We start from the raw sequence: 19,131 nt of genomic DNA on the forward strand, positions 1-19,131 counted from the left end.
GAAGTGTCCCCACCTGGTGATTACAGGTAGTGAACCGAAAGATTCACAGAAGCTTGCAATGCAATGCTGTCTTGCATTTGGATGCTTTTATCATCAATGTAGCTAAGCGGTGTAAGGAATGAACGGTAGTTGAATGTGCCGCTCAGGTTCTGGCCGATCGCCATATTGTCGTAATTAGCATCTGATGTAACCGCAAAGCGATTACCTGAGGCAACAGAGAATATAGCCAGTTCGTGATCTGCACCGTCAGTTACATTGGTTAAATCGAAAATATCATCGCCTTCAGGAATCAGCGCCGCACGCACGGTTTCACCATCCATAGCGATATCTGACAGTGCAAGGCCCAGCACGGCGATATCTTTATTGCTGGCATTTTTTGCCAGCGATGCGGTGAAGCTTCTGTCCATATATTGATAATCGGCATCGCCGCTGGCGCTGGTAACTTCAATACCCATGTTGGTCGGTGCCGTGCAGTTTACGGTGAACGGGATGCTGCCCATGCCGTTGCCTTCCAACTGGACAGGATTTACTTTATCAAAAGCTTCGCTGGAATGGCGGCCAAGATCAATGCTATTGGTGTTGGCAGCAATACTGCAGCTGGTGTTATTGTAAATTTCGCCTGAGAAATCTACAGACGTACTGGCTGTTTTTGCGGCCAGTACGCTCGTGCACGACAGAGGTAGCAGGGCTAAAAATAAATATTTCTTCATTCAAATTTCCTTCTGAGAATATGCCACTAAATAAAAATCGTATTGCTTGAAAATGTAAAGCAAGGATGTCGCAATTTTTTACTAGCGATTCAATGCAGGGTTATTTTATTTTTCAATCTAATTTCTTGCAATATTCTGCTAAAAATTTACATAAAAATAGATTTATATTCTGATTGTTTTGTTTTTGTTATTCAATTTTAATTATTAACTCTGTTTGGTTGTTAATGCATAGGTTTTATTGCTTGCGGTTTTTTTATTATTAATAATTAATTATCCTCGGCGCGGCACTTTTGCCGTGAGATTACGATAACAGCAAGGTCTGGAGGCGGCTCTGTTGTTAGCTGGCTCTTTTTGACTTTGTCTTTTTATTGTTGCCGTGCTTGAAAAGTAAGAAAGCGCATTGCATACGTTGATCAAAATTACACGTTGGATATCACGTCTAACTTGGCTCTTGCGTTTGAGAATAGTTTTCGTTAATTGATTTCTTTAGCGTGGATGATACAAGAGGGATTAAATAATCTGTTTTAGTTTTGTACAGGCTTACACCAATGAGCTGCGCATACCTGCGTATGCGCATGGTTTTTTGCTCACCGCCCGATCCGCTTCCTTCGGATGACGCATCATTATTGATCTTTCCACTGCGACGTTTATTTAAGTTTCATTGAGTTATTACAACAGAGCGCGGGAAATTTACAGCTGGTTGCATTTGGAGCAGAACTCTTGCGATTTGCCGGTAGTTTCCTGCACGGCATCTCTCTAGAGTAGGTGATCCCAGAGGTATTGATTGGTGAGAAATCAGCATACTCTGTATGTTGAAGCCATTTTCAATTGCACCAACCTACGCGGATGCGTAGGTTTTTTTTTGCCTGCCATATAGTATTCTTTTCCCTACAACGATTTACGCCTCCATGGCCAAGGGAGAAGGGCATGATCTTTTCACTGCTGCGCACGCTGTTTCGCCTGCTGTTTCGGGTTCGGGTCGAAGGGGACGTCCAGCACTTCGAACGGCAAAAACTGCTTATTACGCCGAACCACGTCTCTTTCCTCGACGGCGTGCTGTTGGCGCTGTTCCTGCCGATAAAACCGGTGTTTGCGGTTTACGCCAGCATCGGCGAGAGCTGGTTTATGCGCTGGCTGCGGCCTTACATCGATTTTGTCTCGCTCGATCCTACCAAGCCGATGGCCATCAAGCAGCTGGTGCGGATGGTCGAACAGGGGCGGCCGATCGTGGTGTTCCCTGAAGGGCGCATCACCGTGACCGGCGCGCTGATGAAGATCTACGACGGCGCGGCGTTTATCGCCGCCAAATCGGGTGCCACCGTGGTGCCGGTGCGGATCGACGGCCCCGAATTCAGCCCGTTCGGCCGCATGGCCGGGATATTCAAAATCCGCTGGTTCCCGCGAATCAGCATCCGCATCTTGCCGCCGACCACGCTGCCGATGCCGGAAGCGCCGCGCGCGCGCGATCGCCGGGCGTTGGCGGGCGATCGGCTGATGCAGATCATGATGCGGGCGCGGATGGATACGCGTGAACCGCAGACCCTGTTCCATGCCTTGCTGGCGGCGCAGCACCGCTACGGGCGCCGCAAGCCCTGTATCGAAGACATCGCTTTCAAAGAAGACAGTTACCAGACGCTGATCAAGAAATCGCTGGGCGTCAGCCGCATTCTGCAGCGCTTTACCGCCGAAGGGGAACACGTCGGGCTGCTGTTGCCGAACGCCACCATCACCGCGGCGGCGATCTTCGGCGCTTCGCTGCGTAACCGCATCCCGGCGATGCTCAACTACACCGCCGGCGCCAATGGCCTGAACAGCGCGATGACTGCCGCCGGCATCAAGACCATCGTCACTTCGCGCCAGTTCCTGGAAAAGGGCAAGCTGACCCACCTGCCGGAGCAGGTGACGCAGGCCAACTGGGTGTATCTGGAAGATTTGAAAGATACCGTCACGCTGGCGGATAAGCTGTGGATTTTACGGCACTTGCTGCAGCCGCAGCGTGCGGCGTTGCCGCAACGCCCGGAGGACGCGGCGCTGATCCTGTTTACTTCCGGTTCTGAAGGCCACCCCAAGGGCGTGGTGCATTCGCACGCCAGCCTGCTGGCCAACGTAGAACAAATTCGTACCATCGCCGATTTCACGCCGCGCGACCGCTTCATGTCGTCGCTGCCGCTGTTCCATTCGTTCGGCCTGACGGTGGGGCTGCTCACGCCGCTGATCACCGGTAGCCGCATTTTTCTCTACCCCAGCCCACTGCACTATCGCGTGGTGCCGGAGCTGGTGTATGACCGCAACTGCACGGTGCTGTTCGGCACGGCGACCTTCCTCAACAACTATGCGCGCTTCGCGCATCCATATGATTTTGCCCGCCTGCGCTACGTGGTGGCGGGCGCAGAGAAACTGGCGGACAGCACCAAACAGATCTATCAGGATAAATACGGCATCCGCATTCTGGAAGGCTATGGCGTGACCGAGTGCGCGCCGGTGGTTTCCATTAATGTGCCGCTGGCGACCAAGGTGGGCACCGTCGGCCGCATCATGCCGCAGATGGAGGCGCGCCTGATCGCGGTGCCGGGCATCGATAACGGCGGCCGCCTGCAGCTGAAGGGGCCGAATATCATGAAAGGCTATCTGCGGGTTGAGCGCCCCGGCGAACTGGAGCCGCCGGCGGCGGAAGATGCGAACGGCGTGCTGCAGCCGGGCTGGTATGACACCGGCGATATCGTCAGCCTGGATGAACAGGGCTACTGCACCATTCGCGGGCGCGTGAAGCGCTTCGCCAAGCTGGCGGGCGAGATGGTGTCGCTGGAGAGCGTCGAATTGCTGGCGCAGCGGCTGTCGCCGGAAAAACTGCATGCCGCCACCGCCAAAAGCGACAGCAGTAAAGGCGAGGCGCTGGTGCTGTTTACCACCGATCCTGCCATCACCCGCGAAGCATTGCTGCGGGTGGCGCGTGAACTGGGCAGCCCGGAGCTGGCGGTGCCGCGCGATATTCGCCTGTTGAAAACGCTGCCGGTGCTCGGCAGCGGTAAACCCGATTTCGTCACCCTGCGTCAAATGGCCGAACAGCCGGAGAGTGCCTGATGAATCCTTCGACCGAATCCCCTTTGTTGTCACGCGGCATGATCGCCGTCATCAGCGCGCAGTTCCTCTCGGCGTTCGGCGACAATGCGTTGCTGTTCGCCACGCTGGCGTTGATCAAGCAGCAGCTGTATCCGGACTGGAGCCAGCCGATCCTGCAGATGGCCTTTGTCGCCACCTACATCATTCTGGCACCGTTCGTCGGCCAGGTGGCCGACAGCTTTGCCAAAGGGCGGGTGATGATGTTCGCCAACGCCCTGAAGCTGGCGGGGGCGTTGGTGATTTGCTTTGGGTTCAACCCGTTTCTCGGTTACAGCCTGGTCGGCGTCGGGGCCGCCGCGTATTCACCGGCCAAATACGGCATTCTGGGCGAGATCACCAGCGGCGAGAAGCTGGTCAAGGCTAACGGCCTGATCGAGGCCTCGACCATCGCCGCCATTCTGACCGGTTCGGTGGCCGGCGGTATTCTGGCAGACTGGCATGTAGTGGCGGCGCTGGCGGCCTGCGCTTTGGTTTACGCGGGGGCGGTGGTCGCCAACCTGTATATACCGCGTTTGGCGGCGGCGCGCCCGGGGGCCTCCTGGCGCCCGCGGGCCATGACGAACAGCTTCTTTACCGCCTGCGTCACGTTATGGCGCGATGGGCAGACGCGTTTCTCCTTGATCGGCACCAGCCTGTTCTGGGGGGCCGGCGTGACGCTGCGTTTTCTGCTGGTGCTGTGGGTGCCGGTGGCGCTCGGCATCGCCGATAACGCCACGCCGACGCTGCTGAATGCCATGGTGGCCGTCGGTATCGTGGTGGGGGCCGGTGCCGCCGCGCGCTTCGTCACGCTGAAGACGGTAAAACGCTGCATGCCGGCCGGGATCCTGATCGGCGTCGCGGTCGCGGTGTTCGCGCTGCAAACCACCATGCTCAATGCCTATGTCTTGTTGGCAATCATCGGCATGCTGGGGGGCTTCTTCGTGGTGCCGCTCAATGCGTTGCTGCAGGAGCGGGGCAAGCATTCGGTCGGCGCCGGCAATGCGATCGCGGTGCAAAACCTGGGTGAAAACGCCGCCATGTTGCTGATGCTGGCGCTGTATTCGCTGGTGGTGAAACTGGGCGTGCCGGTAGTGGGTGTCGGCGTAGGGTTTGGCGTGGTGTTTGCGCTGGCGATTAGCGCGCTGTGGTGGTCGCAGCGGCGGTAAAAAACGGGGCGCAGCCTGGCTGCGCCCCGCCTGTATTAAGGTGCCGGAATGGTAAACCGGGTATGGATCTCTTCCAGCGCCTGCAGCACGTCCTCATCCAATACCACATTGAGGCTGTCGAGGTTGATTTTCAACTGCTCCACCGTGGTGGCGCCCAGCAGAGTGCTGGCGACGAACGGCTGTTGACGCACGAAGGCCAACGCCATCTGCGAAGGATCCAGCCCGTGTTTTTTGGCCAGCGCCACGTACTCGGCGATCGCCAGCTGGGTTTGCTGCCCTGAATAACGGTTGAAGCGGGTGAATAGCGTATTGCGCGCACCGGCCGGTTTAGCGCCGTTGAGGTATTTACCGCTCAGAGTACCGAACGCCAGACTGGAATAGGCCAGCAGTTCCACCCCTTCGTGCTGGCTGATCTCGGCCAGGCCAATCTCAAAGCTGCGGTTCAGCAGGCTGTACGGGTTTTGAATCGACACGATGCGCGGCAGCTCGTGTTTCTCCGCCAGCTGCAGGTAGCGCATCACGCCCCAGGGCGTTTCATTGGAAACCCCGATATAGCGAATCTTGCCGGCGCGCACCTGCTCGGTCAGCGCCTCCAGCGTTTCCAACAGCGTGACCGTGGCTTTGTCATCGGTGTATTGATAGTTGAGTTTGCCAAAGCAGTTGGTGGCGCGCTGCGGCCAGTGCAGTTGGTAAAGATCGAGGTAATCGGTGTTCAGACGCTTGAGGCTGGCGTCCAGCGCGGCGCGGATGTTTTTGCGATCGAGCGCCTGCTGCGGGCGGATACTGCTGTCGGTACCGCGCACCGGGCCCGAGACTTTGCTGGCCAGGACGATTTTTTCGCGATTGCCGCGCGCCTTGATCCAGCTGCCGATATAGCTTTCGGTCAGGCCCTGGGTTTCCGGGCGGGGCGGCACCGGGTACAGTTCTGCGGTGTCTATCAGGTTCACGCCTGCGGCCAATGCATAGTCCAGTTGCGCATGGGCGTCGGCTTCGCTGTTCTGTTCGCCAAAGGTCATGGTGCCCAGTCCCAGCACGCTCACTTCTAAAGAACTGTGGGGAATACGGTGGTATTGCATTAACGGCCTTCCTTTCTTGTTAGCGCTGACGGGCCGTGCGGCCCGGTGAAACAGGAGCCCAATGTCAGAAGACGGCGCAAAGTCCGTCGGGCGGCGATGTCGCCTTTCCTGACTATAACCAAGCGGTGAAGATGGGGGAAGCGGATTCCGTGCGGACACGAATGAGGGCTACCGCGCTCGAGCGGGCGATAGCCGGCGGGCGGTGATTAGCGTTCGATAACCTGGGAAACCTGATCGCCGTTGATCTGGCGGTGGTTGCCTTTCTCGTCTTTATAGCTGATGAGGCCGGTGTCTTTGTCGATTTCCGGTTTGCCTTGCGTCAGGATCATGTTGCCGTCTTTGGTCGCCATCACGTAGTCGCTGGAACATCCCGCCAGGCCGGCCACCATCACCAGCGCAGACACTGCCATTACCCACTTTTTCATCCTGCGGATCCTCGATTATGCAGAAAACGTTGTTATTTCAAGATTAGCAAACTCTCGGCGAGGGGGGGCTCAGATAAGTCTTTATCTGATAAGAAAAAGGGAAATGAGAGGTCAACGAAGCGATGGAAGCCGCCGATGGCGGCTTCCAGGTAGGGTTATTCCGGCGAGCGGTTTTTCTTGCTGCGCATCAGATTGAGCGCTTCTACCGACATGGAGAAGAACATGGCGAAGTAGATGTAGCCTTTCGGCACGTGCACCTGGAAACTTTCCAACATCAGCGTGAAGCCCACCAGGATCAGGAACGCCAGCGCCAGCATTTTCACCGACGGATGGCGATTGACGAACTCGCCGATCGGCCGGGCGGCGAACATCATCACGCCGACGGCGATCACCACTGCCGCCATCATGATGAACAGATGGTCGGAAAGACCCACGGCGGTAATCACCGAGTCCAGACTGAAGATAATATCCAGCAGCATGATCTGTACGATCGCGCCAAAGAAGCTGTGTACCTTGGTGTGGTGCTCTTCTTCCGTGCCTTCGATGGTTTCGTGGATCTCTTTGCTGGCTTTCCAGATCAGGAACAGCCCCCCCAGCAGCAGGATCAGATCGCGGGCGGAAATGGCGTGATCCAGCACGGTAAACAGCGGGTGCGTCAAGCGGATCACCCAGGCGATGGAGGCCAACAGCGCCAGACGCATAATCATGGCGGCGGCCAGACCGAGCCGGCGAGCTTTGTTCTGTTGCGCTTTGGGCAGCTTGGCCACCACCAGCGACAGAAAAATGATGTTATCAATACCCAGTACGATCTCAAGAATGGTTAGCGTACCTAACGCTAACCAGGCATTGGGATCCATAATCCATTCGAACATTGCCCGGTACACCTTAATACTTAATAAATGCAAAGCGTGAATTATACGCGTTTATCGCGGCGCTGACAGGGCTAGCTAAACCAGAGTTAAACGAAATCGCTTAGATTGAGAAATGTCTTGCCAGCAGCGCGCCGGTAAAACCCTTTTTCAGATAGAAACCGCGCGGCAGCGTCATGATAGGTTGCCCCTGTTCGCCGATGGCTTCGGTGAGCGCCTTGCTGTTGGCTGCTTTGGGGCGCAGCTGCAGCACTTCGCCGTGGCGCGCGGTGATGCGTTCTACGTGGCCGAGTACGATCAGATCCATCAACTCTTCCCAATCGCGGCGCAGACTCTCTTCTTCTGTGGCGCTCGGGCTCCACAGCAGCGGCGAGCCGACGCGGCGTTCGGCCAGCGGGATCTGCCGCTCGCCTTCTACCGGTATCCACAAGACGCGCGCCAACTTGTGGCGAACGTGGCTGCTGACCCAGGTGACGCCGCTGTTGCCGGTGAGCGGGGCGACGCAGACAAAAGTGGTTTCCAGCGGTTTGCCGGCGGCGTCGACAGGAATGGTTTTCAGCTCAATGCCCAGTTCGGGAAAGTCCTGCTCTGGTTTGCTGCCGGCCATGGCGCCGAGGTACAGCTCCAGCAGCATGCCCACCCAGCCCTTATCGCGTTTCAGATCCTTGGGGATCGGCAACTGCGCGCGGGCGGCCAGCTCGCCAAAGCTGGCGCCGGCCAGCGCCTGAGCGCGCTCGAACAGCTGCCGTTCATTTTCCGGCGGGGGCGGCAAAGGGGATAAAAACGCCATAAATCAAGCCTGTCGAATTTGGTTGAAAAACGTACTGCAATTATGCACGGCGAACGATAACCGTCATCGCCTGGGGAAAAGAATAATAGTAGCATGATTTTACATGACTTTTTTCCTTTCCTTGCGTGGTAGGCAATGCACTGGCGGGGCTTGTTCACCTGAAGCCACCGACAATAAACAGGATCTTACACCTATTTATCCACAGATTTATGGGATAACCCAAATTTTTACCGATCACTGGTTCAATTTACAGCCTTGACTCGGGCGGTTTTTTACGAATTTGTCCGTTTTGTGCGTAACTTGCTCGGATAATCTGTGGATAAAAACGGCATTGATGGATCTTTCGCCAGGGAAAGATCCTTACCGTGCATAGATCACATTTTTACCCTGTACATAACGGCGTGGTATTAATTAATTGTTTGTTTTTAAAGTTAATGTTGATTTTCTGGGTTGGAGGGGGATTTTGGGGTTTAAGAGTTTTACCGGCTTATCCCTCGAGTTCTGCACACACCTATCCACAGAAAAAGTGAATAAAACCGGCCTGAAAGGCTGGGGTATGTTTATAACTTTGCCTATATCTGTGAGTTATCCCAATGTTATCCGGCCCGCAGCGCCGTAAAGCAGTGGTTTACCGCCTGTAGCTTGTGTGAAACAATCAGGACATCTATGCGAATTTAAGCTTATCGAGGTAGTCCGGTGATCGATGATGATGGCTACCGCCCGAATGTTGGTATCGTAATCTGTAATCGTCAGGGGCAGGTCTTATGGGCCCGCCGTTACGGTCAGCACTCCTGGCAGTTTCCCCAAGGTGGGATTAACCCTGGCGAAACTGCGGAGCAGGCGATGTACCGTGAGCTGTTCGAAGAAGTGGGGCTGAGTAAAAAGGATGTGCGCATCCTGGCTTCGACCCGCAACTGGTTGCGCTATAAATTGCCGAAACGTTTGGTGCGTTGGGACACAAAGCCGGTTTGTATCGGCCAAAAGCAAAAATGGTTTTTGTTGCAGCTACTGTGCAATGACGCTGATATCAATATGCAGCGCAGCAGCACGCCGGAGTTCGACGGTTGGCGCTGGGTGAGCTTCTGGTATCCGGTGCGCCAGGTGGTGTCGTTTAAACGCGACGTCTACCGCCGGGTGATGAAAGAATTCGCCGTGACCGTGATGCCGATGCAAGAGCAGGCGGCACCTCGGCAGGCCCCCGCTTATCGCCGAAAGAGAGGTTAAGTTAAGCCGACTATGTTCACGCGCTTGCGAGAAATTGTAGAGAAGGTGGCCGCGGCGGCCAGTCTGACGGATGCGCTGGATCTGCTGGTCAATGAAACCTGTCTGGCGATGGATACCGAAGTGTGTTCCATCTACCTGGCGGACAACGATCGCCGCTGTTATTACCTGATGGCCACGCGCGGGCTGAAAAAGCCGCGCGGGCGCACTATCGCATTGGCGTTTGACGAAGGCGTCGTCGGGTTGGTCGGCCGCCGGGCCGAGCCTATCAACCTGGCCGATGCCCAAAGCCACCCCAGTTTCAAATACGTTCCGCAGGTGAAAGAGGATCGTTTTCGATCCTTCCTCGGGGTGCCGATCATTCATCGGCGCCAGCTGCTGGGCGTGCTGGTGGTGCAGCAGCGCGAGCTGCGCCAGTTCGACGAAAGCGAAGAGTCTTTCATGGTCACTCTGGCCACGCAGATGGCCGGGATCCTGTCACAGTCGCAGCTCAACGCCATTTTCGGCCAGTACCGCCAAACGCGCGTGCGCGCGCTGGCGGCCTCGCCCGGCGTGGCGGTGGCGGAAGGGTGGCAGGACAGCAGCCAGCCTTCGCTCGATCAGGTTTACCGCGCGTCGACGCTGGACACCGCCAGCGAGCGCGAACGCCTGACGTTGGCCTTGGAAGAGGCCGGCGCTGAATTTCGCCGCTTCAGCAAGCGTTTTGCCGCCAGTTCGCAAAAAGAGAGCGCGGCGATCTTCGATCTTTATTCTCACCTGTTAAACGATGCCCGCCTCAAGCGCGAACTGTTCGCCGAAATCGACAACGGTTCGGTGGCGGAATGGGCGGTGAAACAGGTGATAGAAGCCTTTGCCGAGCAGTTTGCCAAACTGCAGGACACCTACATGCGCGAGCGCGGCAGCGACCTGCGCGCGCTGGGCCAGCGCCTGCTGTTCCACCTCGACGATACCACCCAGGGCGCTACCCAGTGGCCGGCGCGTTTTGTGCTGGTGGCGGATGAGCTGACTGCGACATTGCTGGCCGAAGTGCCGCAGGATCGCCTGGTCGGCGTGGTGGTGCGCGACGGTGCCGCCAACTCACATGCGGCGATTTTGGTGCGGGCGATGGGGGTGCCGACGGTGATGGGCGCCGACATTCAGCCTTCTCTGCTTAGCCAGCGGCTGCTGATCGTCGACGGTTATCGCGGTGAACTGCTGGTCGATCCTGAGCCGGTACTGGTGCAGGAATATCAACGGCTGATCAGCGAAGAGCTGGAGCTGAGCAAGCTGGCGGAAGACGACGTCGAGCAGCCGGCGCAGTTGAAAAGCGGCGAGCGCATTCAGGTGATGCTGAATGCCGGCCTCAGCCCGGAACATGAACAGCTGTTGGGCGGCCGGGTGGATGGCGTGGGGCTATACCGCACCGAAATCCCGTTCATGTTGCAAAGCGGCTTCCCTTCCGAAGAAGAGCAGGTCGCGCAGTACCAGGGCATGCTGCAGCTTTACCCGAGCAAGCCGGTCACGCTGCGCACCCTGGACATCGGCGCTGACAAGCAGCTGCCCTATATGCCGATCAGCGAAGAGAACCCCTGCCTGGGCTGGCGCGGTATTCGCATCACCCTGGATCAGCCGGAGATCTTTTTGATTCAGGTGCGCGCGATGCTGCGCGCCAACGCCGGCACCGGCAACCTGGGCATTCTGCTGCCGATGGTCACCAGCCTCGAAGAGGTCGACGAGGCTAAACGCCTGATTGACCGGGCCGGGCGCGAGGTGGAAGAGGTGCTCGGCTACGCGATCCCGAAACCGAAAATCGGCGTGATGCTGGAAGTGCCGTCGATGATTTTCCTGATCCCGCATTTGACCGAGCGCGTTGATTTCATCTCGGTTGGCACTAACGACTTGACCCAGTACCTGCTGGCGGTGGATCGCAACAACACCCGGGTTGCCTCGCTGTATGACAGTTTGCATCCCGCGATGTTGCAGGTGCTGAGATTGATCGCCGAGCAGGGGAAAGCGGCCGGGTTGCAGCTTAGCCTCTGCGGTGAACTGGCCGGCGATCCCATGGGCGCGCTGTTGCTGGTGGGCATGGGCTATCGTAATCTGAGCATGAATGGCCGTAGCGTGGCACGTATCAAATACCTGCTGCGGCATATAGACCTTGCCGACGCCGAAACGTTGGCGCAGCGGGTGTTGAACACCCAGATGACCACCGAAGTGCGCCATCTGGTGGCGGCGTTTATGGAACGACGCGGCATGGGTGGGCTGATCCGCGGGGGCCGATAGCCGCCGCGCGGTGTGATTTTTTTACAGAACTTTTCCCGCCCTGCCGGACCGGACCGCGCTAAGCCTATGTTATGATGCGCAACCTCAGCGCGGCGCATGCTCGTCGCCTTGCACACCGCAGCGGCCAATGCTGCCGTTTGCAAGGCGTGGGGTAATGTCCGTCGCCGCTTGGCACCTGCCGCCCCCGCATGGGGAAAAATAACAGACATGTTGTGGTGATAGATGAGCAATAGCTATCTGGCGTTTCCTAAATTTGATCCGGTCATTTTCTCCATTGGCCCGGTTTCTTTGCATTGGTACGGCTTGATGTACCTGGTCGGCTTCGTTTTTGCTATGTGGCTGGCGGTACGCCGCGCCAACAAGCCGGGCAGCGGCTGGACCAAAGACGAAGTGGAAAACCTGCTCTACGCCGGTTTCCTGGGCGTATTCGTCGGCGGCCGCGTAGGCTATGTGCTGTTCTACAACTTGCCGCTGTTCCTGGATAACCCGCTCTATCTGTTCAAGGTCTGGGATGGCGGCATGTCGTTCCACGGTGGCTTGATGGGGGTGATTCTGGTGATGTTCTGGTTCGCTCGCCGCACCAAACGCACCTTCTTCCAGGTTTCTGATTTTATCGCGCCATTGATCCCGTTTGGTTTGGGTGCCGGCCGCCTCGGCAACTTTATCAACGGTGAACTGTGGGGCCGCGTGACCACTGACACCCCTTGGGCGATGCTGTTCCCTAGTTCGCGCAGCGAAGACGTGGCCCTCGCCGCCGCCGATCCTTCTCTGCTGCCGCTGCTGAACCAGTACGGCGTACTGCCGCGCCACCCGTCCCAGCTGTATGAACTGCTGCTGGAAGGCGTGGTGCTGTTTATCATTCTGAACCTGTTCATCCGCAAACCGCGGCCGATGGGGGCCGTATCGGGTCTGTTCCTGATCGGTTATGGCGCATTCCGCATCATCGTCGAAGCGTTCCGCCAGCCGGATGCCCAGCTTGGCCTGTTCGATGGCGTGATCAGCATGGGGCAGATCCTGTCCATCCCGATGGTGGTGGCCGGTATTATTATGATGATTTGGGCGTATCGTCGTCGCCCGCAGCAACAACTGTCGTGAGGGACAAATGAAACAGTATCTGGATTTGATGAACAAGGTGCTCGCCGAGGGCACCCCTAAAGCCGACCGTACCGGCACTGGCACGTTGTCGATTTTCGGCCACCAGATGCGTTTCAATTTGCAGGAAGGCTTCCCGTTGGTGACCACCAAAAAATGTCACCTGCGTTCGATCATTCATGAGCTGTTGTGGTTCCTGAACGGCGATACCAACATCGCCTACCTGCGTGACAACAAGGTCACCATTTGGGACGAGTGGGCCGATGAAAACGGCGATCTCGGCCCGGTATACGGCAAGCAGTGGCGTGCCTGGGGCGCGGCGGACGGTCGTCAGATCGATCAGCTGAGCAACGTGCTCCAACAGCTGAAGCAGGATCCGGATTCGCGCCGCATCATCGTTTCCGCCTGGAATGTCGGTGAGCTGGACCAGATGGCGCTGGCGCCGTGCCACGCGTTCTTCCAGTTTTACGTGGCGGACGGCAAGCTCTCTTGCCAGCTGTACCAGCGTTCCTGCGACGTCTTCCTCGGCCTGCCGTTCAACATCGCCAGCTATGCGCTGTTGGTGCACATGATGGCGCAGCAGTGCGATCTGGAAGTGGGTGATTTCGTCTGGACCGGCGGCGATACCCACCTGTACAGCAACCACATGGAACAGACGCAGCTGCAGCTGACGCGTGAACCGCGTCCGTTGCCAAAACTGGTGATCAAACGCAAGCCGGCTTCGCTGTTCGATTACCGTTTCGAAGACTTCGAGATCGAAGGTTACGATCCGCATCCGGCCATCAAGGCGCCGGTCGCGATCTGACCTTAACCGCATCACACCAGGGGCGCAGCGATTGCGCCCCTTTTTTTATCCTCATTGCGCACTGCGCCGCATTTTTTTGTCGTCGCCTGTCGTCGTAAAGAAAACATTGCGCAACTTGCCGCAGCGCTTGCGCATGCGCCTTTACCGCGTTGTTACGGCCCTTACACTGGCGGCATGAACGACAAGACTCTCTCGAACATTGATGACCGCCAGCGTGGCATGACGCTGATTGAGCTGTTGGCGGCGATATTGATCGCCGGCATGCTTACCGGCTGGGGCGTCGGGCAATGGCGCTATCATCAGCAAGCGCTGCGGTTGGAACACACGGCCCAACAGCTGCTGGCGTTTTTGCTGCGATTGCAGGCGGACGCCAACTGGCGTAACCGCACGACGCTGCTGTGGTTCAAGAACGGCACGCCCTGGTGTCTGGGCGGTGGCGTGCCGCCGCCGGATTGCGGTTCAGCCGAAGGCTCCGTTTTTTCGCCGTTTTATCGCGACGTTGCGCTGAGCGGTTATACCGACAAAGAGATCGGATTTTACGGTTTGCGCAATACCGCGCAGGCGGGGCACATTCTTCTCAGCAACGACGCAGGCAGCCTGCGGCTGGTGCTGTCCGCCCGTGGGCGGCTGCGTTTGTGCAGCGAAGGGCAGCGGCTCAGGGGCATGGCGCTATGTTGACTTTAGAACGCGGTTTTACCTTGCCGGAGGTGATGTTGGCGTTGGTGTTCGGCAGCGTGATCGCACTCGGCGCGGCGAAAACTTACCCGCTGTTGCGCCAGCAAAGCGTGGCCGTCGGTCAGCACGTTCGGCTGGAGTCAACGCTGCGGCAGTTGGCGTTCGGCATTGAGAAAGATCTACGCCGCGCCGGTTTTTGCGCCGGGCAGTGCGCCGGCCGTCCACTGCTGATCGGCCAGGCATCGGGAGAAGCGGCGGGCAGCTGCGTTATCGTCGCCTACGACATCGCTCGCAGCGGGCAATGGCTCACGTCGGGTGAGGATGCGGGCTATTTCGGGTATCGGCTGCGCAATGGCGGCTTGGAAGGGCAGCGCGGCGTGAGCCAATGCGATGGCGGTGGCTGGGAGCGGCTACTCGATCATGACGAAGTACGCATTGAGCGGTTTCATGTGGCGATAGAGCGGGGCGAGCACGGTGCGACCTTGGCTCGCCTGACGCTGGCGGGGCGCTCCGCCAGTGATACGCGTATCAGGCGCAGCCTGAGCGGGAGCGTCGAAATGGCGGCGCTGCCATGAACCGGCGAACCCAGCGAGGCGGTAGCACCCTGGCGGCGGTGATGTTGCTGTTGGCGCTGGGGCTGATGTTGCTCAATGCTCAGCATCGGCAGTTGGATAACGCGCTGTTACTGGCCGCTGATCAGCAGCGTTATCTTCAGGCTTACAATCAGGCCGCTTCGGCGCTGAGCTGGGGCATGAGCCAGCGATGGCCGCGCGCCGAGCTGAGTGCGGCGGCCTGGTTATGCAGGCAACGCGCGGAACTGACTGCCTGTGCCCGGCTGTCAGCCAGAGCGGGCGTTGTGACGGTCCGCGGCCTTGGTGAGATGCGCGGCGGTGAGCCGCTTTGGCTGTATCAATGGGGCGCGTTTGACGATGCAGAGGCCGCTGTCAAGGTGCAAGCGCAGCAGGGTGGTCGGCTGGATTTTTGCCCCGAGAAAAGGCTGGCCGATTGTGATGGCTAACGCTCGCGCAGGGCGGCTATCCCGCAACGGCTTCAGCCTGCCGGAGGTATTGGTGGCGGCCCTGCTGTTCTCGGTGTCGCTGCTTGGCTTGTTACAGTATCATCAGGTGCTGTTGCAGTCGTTTCAGCGCCAGTGGCACTACCGGCAAGCGTGGGCGCTGGCGCACCAGCAGTTGGAGGCGTTCGCCGTCACCGGGCGGCTCGAGGCTGCACCGCTGCCGGAAGATTGGCGACGCGAGACGGCGCTTGACGATGCGGAGAATGATTGCCGCCGATTGACGGTCAGAGTACAAACGCCGCAGCGGCAGTGGGCAACGCTGAGCCGCTGGTATTGCGCCCGTTTTTGATCCGGTATGTCTTTTGTTTTAAAGGAGCCTTCATGTTCACGGTTTATCATTCCAATCAGCTGGATTTATTGAAGACGCTGACCAGCACGCTGATAGCCAGAGATCCGTTGGCCGATCCTTTTCAACAGGAAGTGGTGCTGGTGCAGAGCCCCGGTATGGCGCAATGGCTGCAAATGCAGCTGGCGGAACAGTTCGGTATCGCCGCCAATGTCGCGTTTCCGCTGCCGGCGACTTTTATTTGGGACATGTTCACCCGGGTGTTGCCGGATATCCCGAAAGAGAGCGCCTTCAGCAAGGACGCCATGACCTGGAAGCTGATGTGGTTGCTGCCGGAGATGCTGACCCAGCCGGCGTTTGCGCCGCTGCAGCACTATCTGACCGATGACGGCGACAAGCGCAAGATTCATCAGCTGGCCGGCCGGGTCGCCGACCTGTTTGACCAATACTTGGTTTATCGCCCGCAGTGGCTGGAGAGTTGGCAGCGCGGTGAGCGCATCGACGGTCTGGCGGAGGCTCAGCAATGGCAGGCGCCGCTCTGGGCGCGGCTGGTTGAGTACACGCGCGAGCTGGAGCAGCCGGAATGGCACCGCGCCAATCTGTACAGCCGCTTTATCCACGCGCTGGAGCAGGCAAAAGCGTGCCCGCCCGGTTTGCCGCCGCGGGTGTTTATCTGCGGCATCTCGGCGTTGCCGCCGGTCTATTTGGAGGCGCTGCAGGCGCTGGGACGGCATATCGATATCCACCTGATGTTCACCAACCCCTGTCGTTATTACTGGGGCGACATTCAGGACTACGCTTTCCTGGCCCGCTTGCAGAGTCGCAAACGCCGTCACTACCACCAGGCTCGTGAGCAGGGGCTGTTCCGCGAGCCGGATGACGTGGCGCGCCTGTTTGACGCCGAAGGTCAGCAGCAGCTCAGCAACCCGCTGCTGGCCTCTTGGGGTAAGCTGGGGCGCGATCACCTCTATCTGCTGTCGCAGATGGAAGGGGCGCAAGAGGTCGACGCTTTTGTCGATATTCCGGCCGATACCATGCTGCACGCCGTTCAGCGCGACATGCTGGAGTTGGAAGATCATGCGGTGATCGGTATTACCGCAGAAACGCTGGAAAGCAGCGTCAGCAAACGCCCGCTTGATGAGAATGACCGTTCCCTCAGCCTGCACGCCTGTCACAGCCCGCAGCGGGAAGTGGAGGTGCTGCACGATCAACTGCTGACCATGCTGGCGCAGGATCCGTCGTTGACGCCGCGCGATATCATCGTGATGGTGGCGGATATCGACAGCTACACGCCTTACATTCAGGCGGTGTTCGGCAATGCCCCCGCCGAGCGCTACCTGCCGTTCGCCATTTCTGACCGTAAAGCGCGCCAGGCGCATCCGGCGCTGCAGGCGTTCATTTCACTGCTCGATCTGCCGCAAAGCCGCTTTACCTCGGAACAGGTGCTGGCACTGCTTGAAGTGCCGGCCCTGGCCGCCCGTTTCGCCATTGGCGAAGAGGGGCTGCGCCTGCTGCGTCACTGGGTTGGTGAATCCGGCGTGCGCTGGGGCCTGGACGACGATAACGTGCGCGAACTGGATCTGCCCGCTACCGGCCAGCATACCTGGCGCTTCGGCATTACGCGCATGTTGCTCGGCTACGCGATGGACAGCAATGCCGGCGATTGGCAGGGCATTTTACCGTACGACGAATCGAGCGGGTTGGCCGCCGAGTTGGCGGGGCAGTTGGCAGACCTGCTGGCGCAGCTCAGCCACTGGCGGCAAATCTTGAGCGAAGCGCGCCCGCTCGAGGCTTGGCTGCCGTTGTGCCGGCAACTGCTGGATGCCTTCTTCGCCGCGGATAGCGACACTGAAGTCGTGCTGGCGCTGATCGAACAGCAGTGGCAGCAGGCCATCAATTTTGGCCTGGCGGCGCGCTATCCCGACGAGGTGCCGTTGACCATTCTGCGTGACGATCTGGCGGCGCGCCTCGATCAGGAACGCATCAGTCAGCGCTTCCTCGCCGGGCAAATCAACTTCTGTACGCTGATGCCGATGCGTTCCATTCCGTTCAAGGTGGTGTGCCTGCTGGGCATGAACGACGGCGTGTATCCGCGCACGCTGCCGCCGCTGGGGTTCGATCTGATGGCGCAGCAGGTCAAACGTGGCGACCGTAGCCGTCGCGATGACGACCGCTATCTGTTCCTGGAAGCGATTTTGTCCGCTCAGCAGCGGCTGTATATCAGCTTCATCGGCCGTTCCATTCAGGACAACAGCCCGCGCTATCCTTCGGTGCTGGTCACCGAGCTGCTGGAGTACCTGGAGCAAAGCTATTGTCTGCCTGGAGATGACGAACTCAGCGCAGACGACAGCGCTCGGCGGGTTGGTGAGCACTTGCTGAAGTGGCATGCGCGCATGCCGTTCGCTGCCGAGAATTTCTTGCCGGGCTCGGAGGAGCAAAGCTATGCCGCCGAGTGGCTGCCTGCCGCCGATGGTCGCGGTGCGGCGCATCCGGCGTTCAACCAGCCGCTGCCCGTCGAAGCGCTGCAGCAAATATCGTTGGATGAGCTGCTGCGGTTTTATCGCCATCCGGTTCGCGCCTTCTTCCAGCTGCGTTTGGGCGTCAGTTTTATCCTGGAAGAAACCGAGCTGCCGGACGAAGAGCCCTTCACGCTGGATAACCTCAGCCGCTACCAGTTCAATAGCCAACTGCTGAATACCCTAATCGACGGCGACGATCCCGAACGGTTGTTCCAGCGGGTACGCGCCGCCGGCGGCTTGCCCTATGGCGCCTTCGGCGAAATCTATTGGCAAAAGCAGCAGGAAGAAATGAGCGATTTGGCCGAGCAGGTGCGCGCGGAACGTGCAGAGAGCCATAGCCTTGAGCTGGATATCGATATCGCCGGCGTACGTCTCAGCGGCTGGCTGCATCAGGTGCAGGATGACGGCCTGCTGCGCTGGCGGCCCGCTACGCTGTCGGCGGTGGACGGCATATTGCTGTGGCTGGAGCACCTGGTGTATTGCTGTGCCGGTGGCACCGGCGAGAGCCGCATGTATGGCCGCAAGAACTCCGCCTGGCGCTTTGCCGCGCTGGCGCCAGAAGAAGCACTGGCGCAGCTGGCGGAGCTGCTGGCGGGCTATCAGCGCGGTCTGAGTCAGCCGTTGCTGTTGCTGAACAAGAGCGGCTGGGCATGGTTGAGTCAGTGTTATCTGCCGGAAACGCAGCAAATCGACTGGGAGGAAGACGCGCAAATTAAGGCACGCGCCAAATTGCTGCAGGCCTGGCAGGGCGATCAGCGCATTCCCGGAGAAGGGGAAGATCCCTACGTGCAGCGGGTGTTCCGCCAATTGGATAATGAATATTTGGCGCAAATTCTGGCCGAAACAGAGCGTTATCTGTTGCCGGTGGCGCGGCATAACCTGGGGTAACAATCCCCCGGTGGTGCTGTGCGGCGGGAGGTGGTAAAAATAACAAAGGTTATATTCAACCATTGGGGTAATTCCCGGTCTTACATAACGTACAGGCATATACCCGCCGTGTTTCGGGCCGCACATTGGCGAAGAACCCGGCGAGTACCGATTTGGTTATGTGGTTTTGATGC

At 58.5% G+C, this 19,131-nt stretch carries 16 protein-coding genes; 11 read left to right on the forward strand and 5 right to left on the reverse strand.

Annotated features, from left to right (window positions below; translation table 11 throughout):
• Positions 1-20 precede the first annotated feature (20 nt).
• Complete coding sequence (locus FHU12_RS01210) at positions 21-710, reverse strand: fimbrial protein (protein ID WP_141966915.1); 690 nt, start codon at positions 708-710, stop codon at positions 21-23.
• A gap of 927 nt (positions 711-1,637) precedes the next feature.
• Between FHU12_RS01210 and aas the strand changes: the two genes are divergently transcribed.
• Both aas and lplT read left to right on the forward strand, forming a co-directional pair.
• Positions 1,638-3,791, forward strand: coding sequence for a bifunctional acyl-ACP--phospholipid O-acyltransferase/long-chain-fatty-acid--ACP ligase (gene aas, locus FHU12_RS01215; protein ID WP_141966917.1), 2,154 nt, complete (start codon positions 1,638-1,640; stop codon positions 3,789-3,791).
• Positions 3,791-4,975, forward strand: coding sequence for a lysophospholipid transporter LplT (gene lplT, locus FHU12_RS01220; protein WP_141966919.1), 1,185 nt, complete (start codon positions 3,791-3,793; stop codon positions 4,973-4,975). The genes aas and lplT overlap by 1 nt, the downstream gene beginning before the upstream one ends.
• A 35-nt stretch (positions 4,976-5,010) precedes the next feature.
• On the opposite strand, the gene FHU12_RS01225 is transcribed toward lplT, so the two are convergent.
• The 4 genes from FHU12_RS01225 to mutH all read right to left on the reverse strand — a co-directional run bounded on the left by FHU12_RS01225 (position 5,011) and on the right by mutH (position 8,135).
• Positions 5,011-6,051: an NADP(H)-dependent aldo-keto reductase gene (locus FHU12_RS01225; protein WP_141966921.1), complete on the reverse strand. Its 1,041-nt coding sequence runs from the start codon at positions 6,049-6,051 to the stop codon at positions 5,011-5,013.
• Positions 6,052-6,257: 206 nt separating this feature from the next.
• Positions 6,258-6,476 carry a YgdI/YgdR family lipoprotein gene (locus tag FHU12_RS01230; RefSeq protein WP_038878690.1) on the reverse strand — a complete coding sequence of 73 codons (219 nt, stop codon included), beginning with the start codon at positions 6,474-6,476 and terminating at the stop codon, positions 6,258-6,260.
• Between the two features lie 155 nt (positions 6,477-6,631).
• The gene (locus tag FHU12_RS01235) at positions 6,632-7,348 is read right to left on the reverse strand and encodes a TerC family protein (RefSeq protein WP_042785275.1); all 717 of its coding nucleotides are present in this window, start codon (positions 7,346-7,348) and stop codon (positions 6,632-6,634) included.
• Positions 7,349-7,448: 100 nt separating this feature from the next.
• The gene (gene mutH / locus FHU12_RS01240; RefSeq protein ID WP_141966923.1) at positions 7,449-8,135 is read right to left on the reverse strand and encodes a DNA mismatch repair endonuclease MutH; all 687 of its coding nucleotides are present in this window, start codon (positions 8,133-8,135) and stop codon (positions 7,449-7,451) included.
• 696 nt (positions 8,136-8,831) lie between these two features.
• Here mutH and rppH point away from each other — a divergent pair.
• From rppH to recC, 9 genes are all read left to right on the forward strand, one after another.
• Positions 8,832-9,359 (forward strand): RNA pyrophosphohydrolase, encoded by a 528-nt coding sequence (gene rppH, locus FHU12_RS01250; RefSeq protein ID WP_004931849.1) that lies wholly within the window; start codon positions 8,832-8,834, stop codon positions 9,357-9,359.
• Between the two features lie 12 nt (positions 9,360-9,371).
• Positions 9,372-11,618, forward strand: coding sequence for a phosphoenolpyruvate--protein phosphotransferase (ptsP, locus tag FHU12_RS01255; RefSeq protein WP_141966928.1), 2,247 nt, complete (start codon positions 9,372-9,374; stop codon positions 11,616-11,618).
• A 222-nt stretch (positions 11,619-11,840) separates the two neighbouring features.
• Complete coding sequence (gene lgt, locus FHU12_RS01260) at positions 11,841-12,713, forward strand: prolipoprotein diacylglyceryl transferase (RefSeq protein WP_016929919.1); 873 nt, start codon at positions 11,841-11,843, stop codon at positions 12,711-12,713.
• Positions 12,714-12,720: 7 nt separating this feature from the next.
• On the forward strand, positions 12,721-13,515 hold the full coding sequence (gene thyA, locus FHU12_RS01265; protein ID WP_016929918.1) for a thymidylate synthase: 795 nt from the start codon (positions 12,721-12,723) through the stop codon (positions 13,513-13,515).
• Positions 13,516-13,689: 174 nt separating this feature from the next.
• Positions 13,690-14,193 (forward strand): prepilin peptidase-dependent protein, encoded by a 504-nt coding sequence (locus FHU12_RS01270; RefSeq protein ID WP_141966930.1) that lies wholly within the window; start codon positions 13,690-13,692, stop codon positions 14,191-14,193.
• A complete protein-coding gene (locus FHU12_RS01275) occupies positions 14,187-14,765 on the forward strand; it encodes a prepilin peptidase-dependent protein (protein ID WP_141966932.1) in 579 nt (192 codons plus the stop codon). Before FHU12_RS01270 ends, FHU12_RS01275 begins: the two co-directional genes overlap by 7 nt.
• Complete coding sequence (locus FHU12_RS01280) at positions 14,762-15,208, forward strand: YgdB family protein (RefSeq protein ID WP_141966934.1); 447 nt, start codon at positions 14,762-14,764, stop codon at positions 15,206-15,208. The genes FHU12_RS01275 and FHU12_RS01280 overlap by 4 nt, the downstream gene beginning before the upstream one ends.
• Positions 15,201-15,554, forward strand: coding sequence for a prepilin-type N-terminal cleavage/methylation domain-containing protein (locus FHU12_RS01285; RefSeq protein WP_141966936.1), 354 nt, complete (start codon positions 15,201-15,203; stop codon positions 15,552-15,554). The genes FHU12_RS01280 and FHU12_RS01285 overlap by 8 nt, the downstream gene beginning before the upstream one ends.
• Positions 15,555-15,586: 32 nt before the next feature.
• Positions 15,587-18,958: an exodeoxyribonuclease V subunit gamma gene (gene recC, locus FHU12_RS01290; RefSeq protein ID WP_141966938.1), complete on the forward strand. Its 3,372-nt coding sequence runs from the start codon at positions 15,587-15,589 to the stop codon at positions 18,956-18,958.
• The last annotated feature ends 173 nt before the right edge of the window (positions 18,959-19,131 follow it).

Origin of the sequence: Serratia marcescens (assembly GCF_006715005.1) — a bacterium.
Taxonomy (GTDB): domain Bacteria; phylum Pseudomonadota; class Gammaproteobacteria; order Enterobacterales; family Enterobacteriaceae; genus Serratia; species Serratia montpellierensis.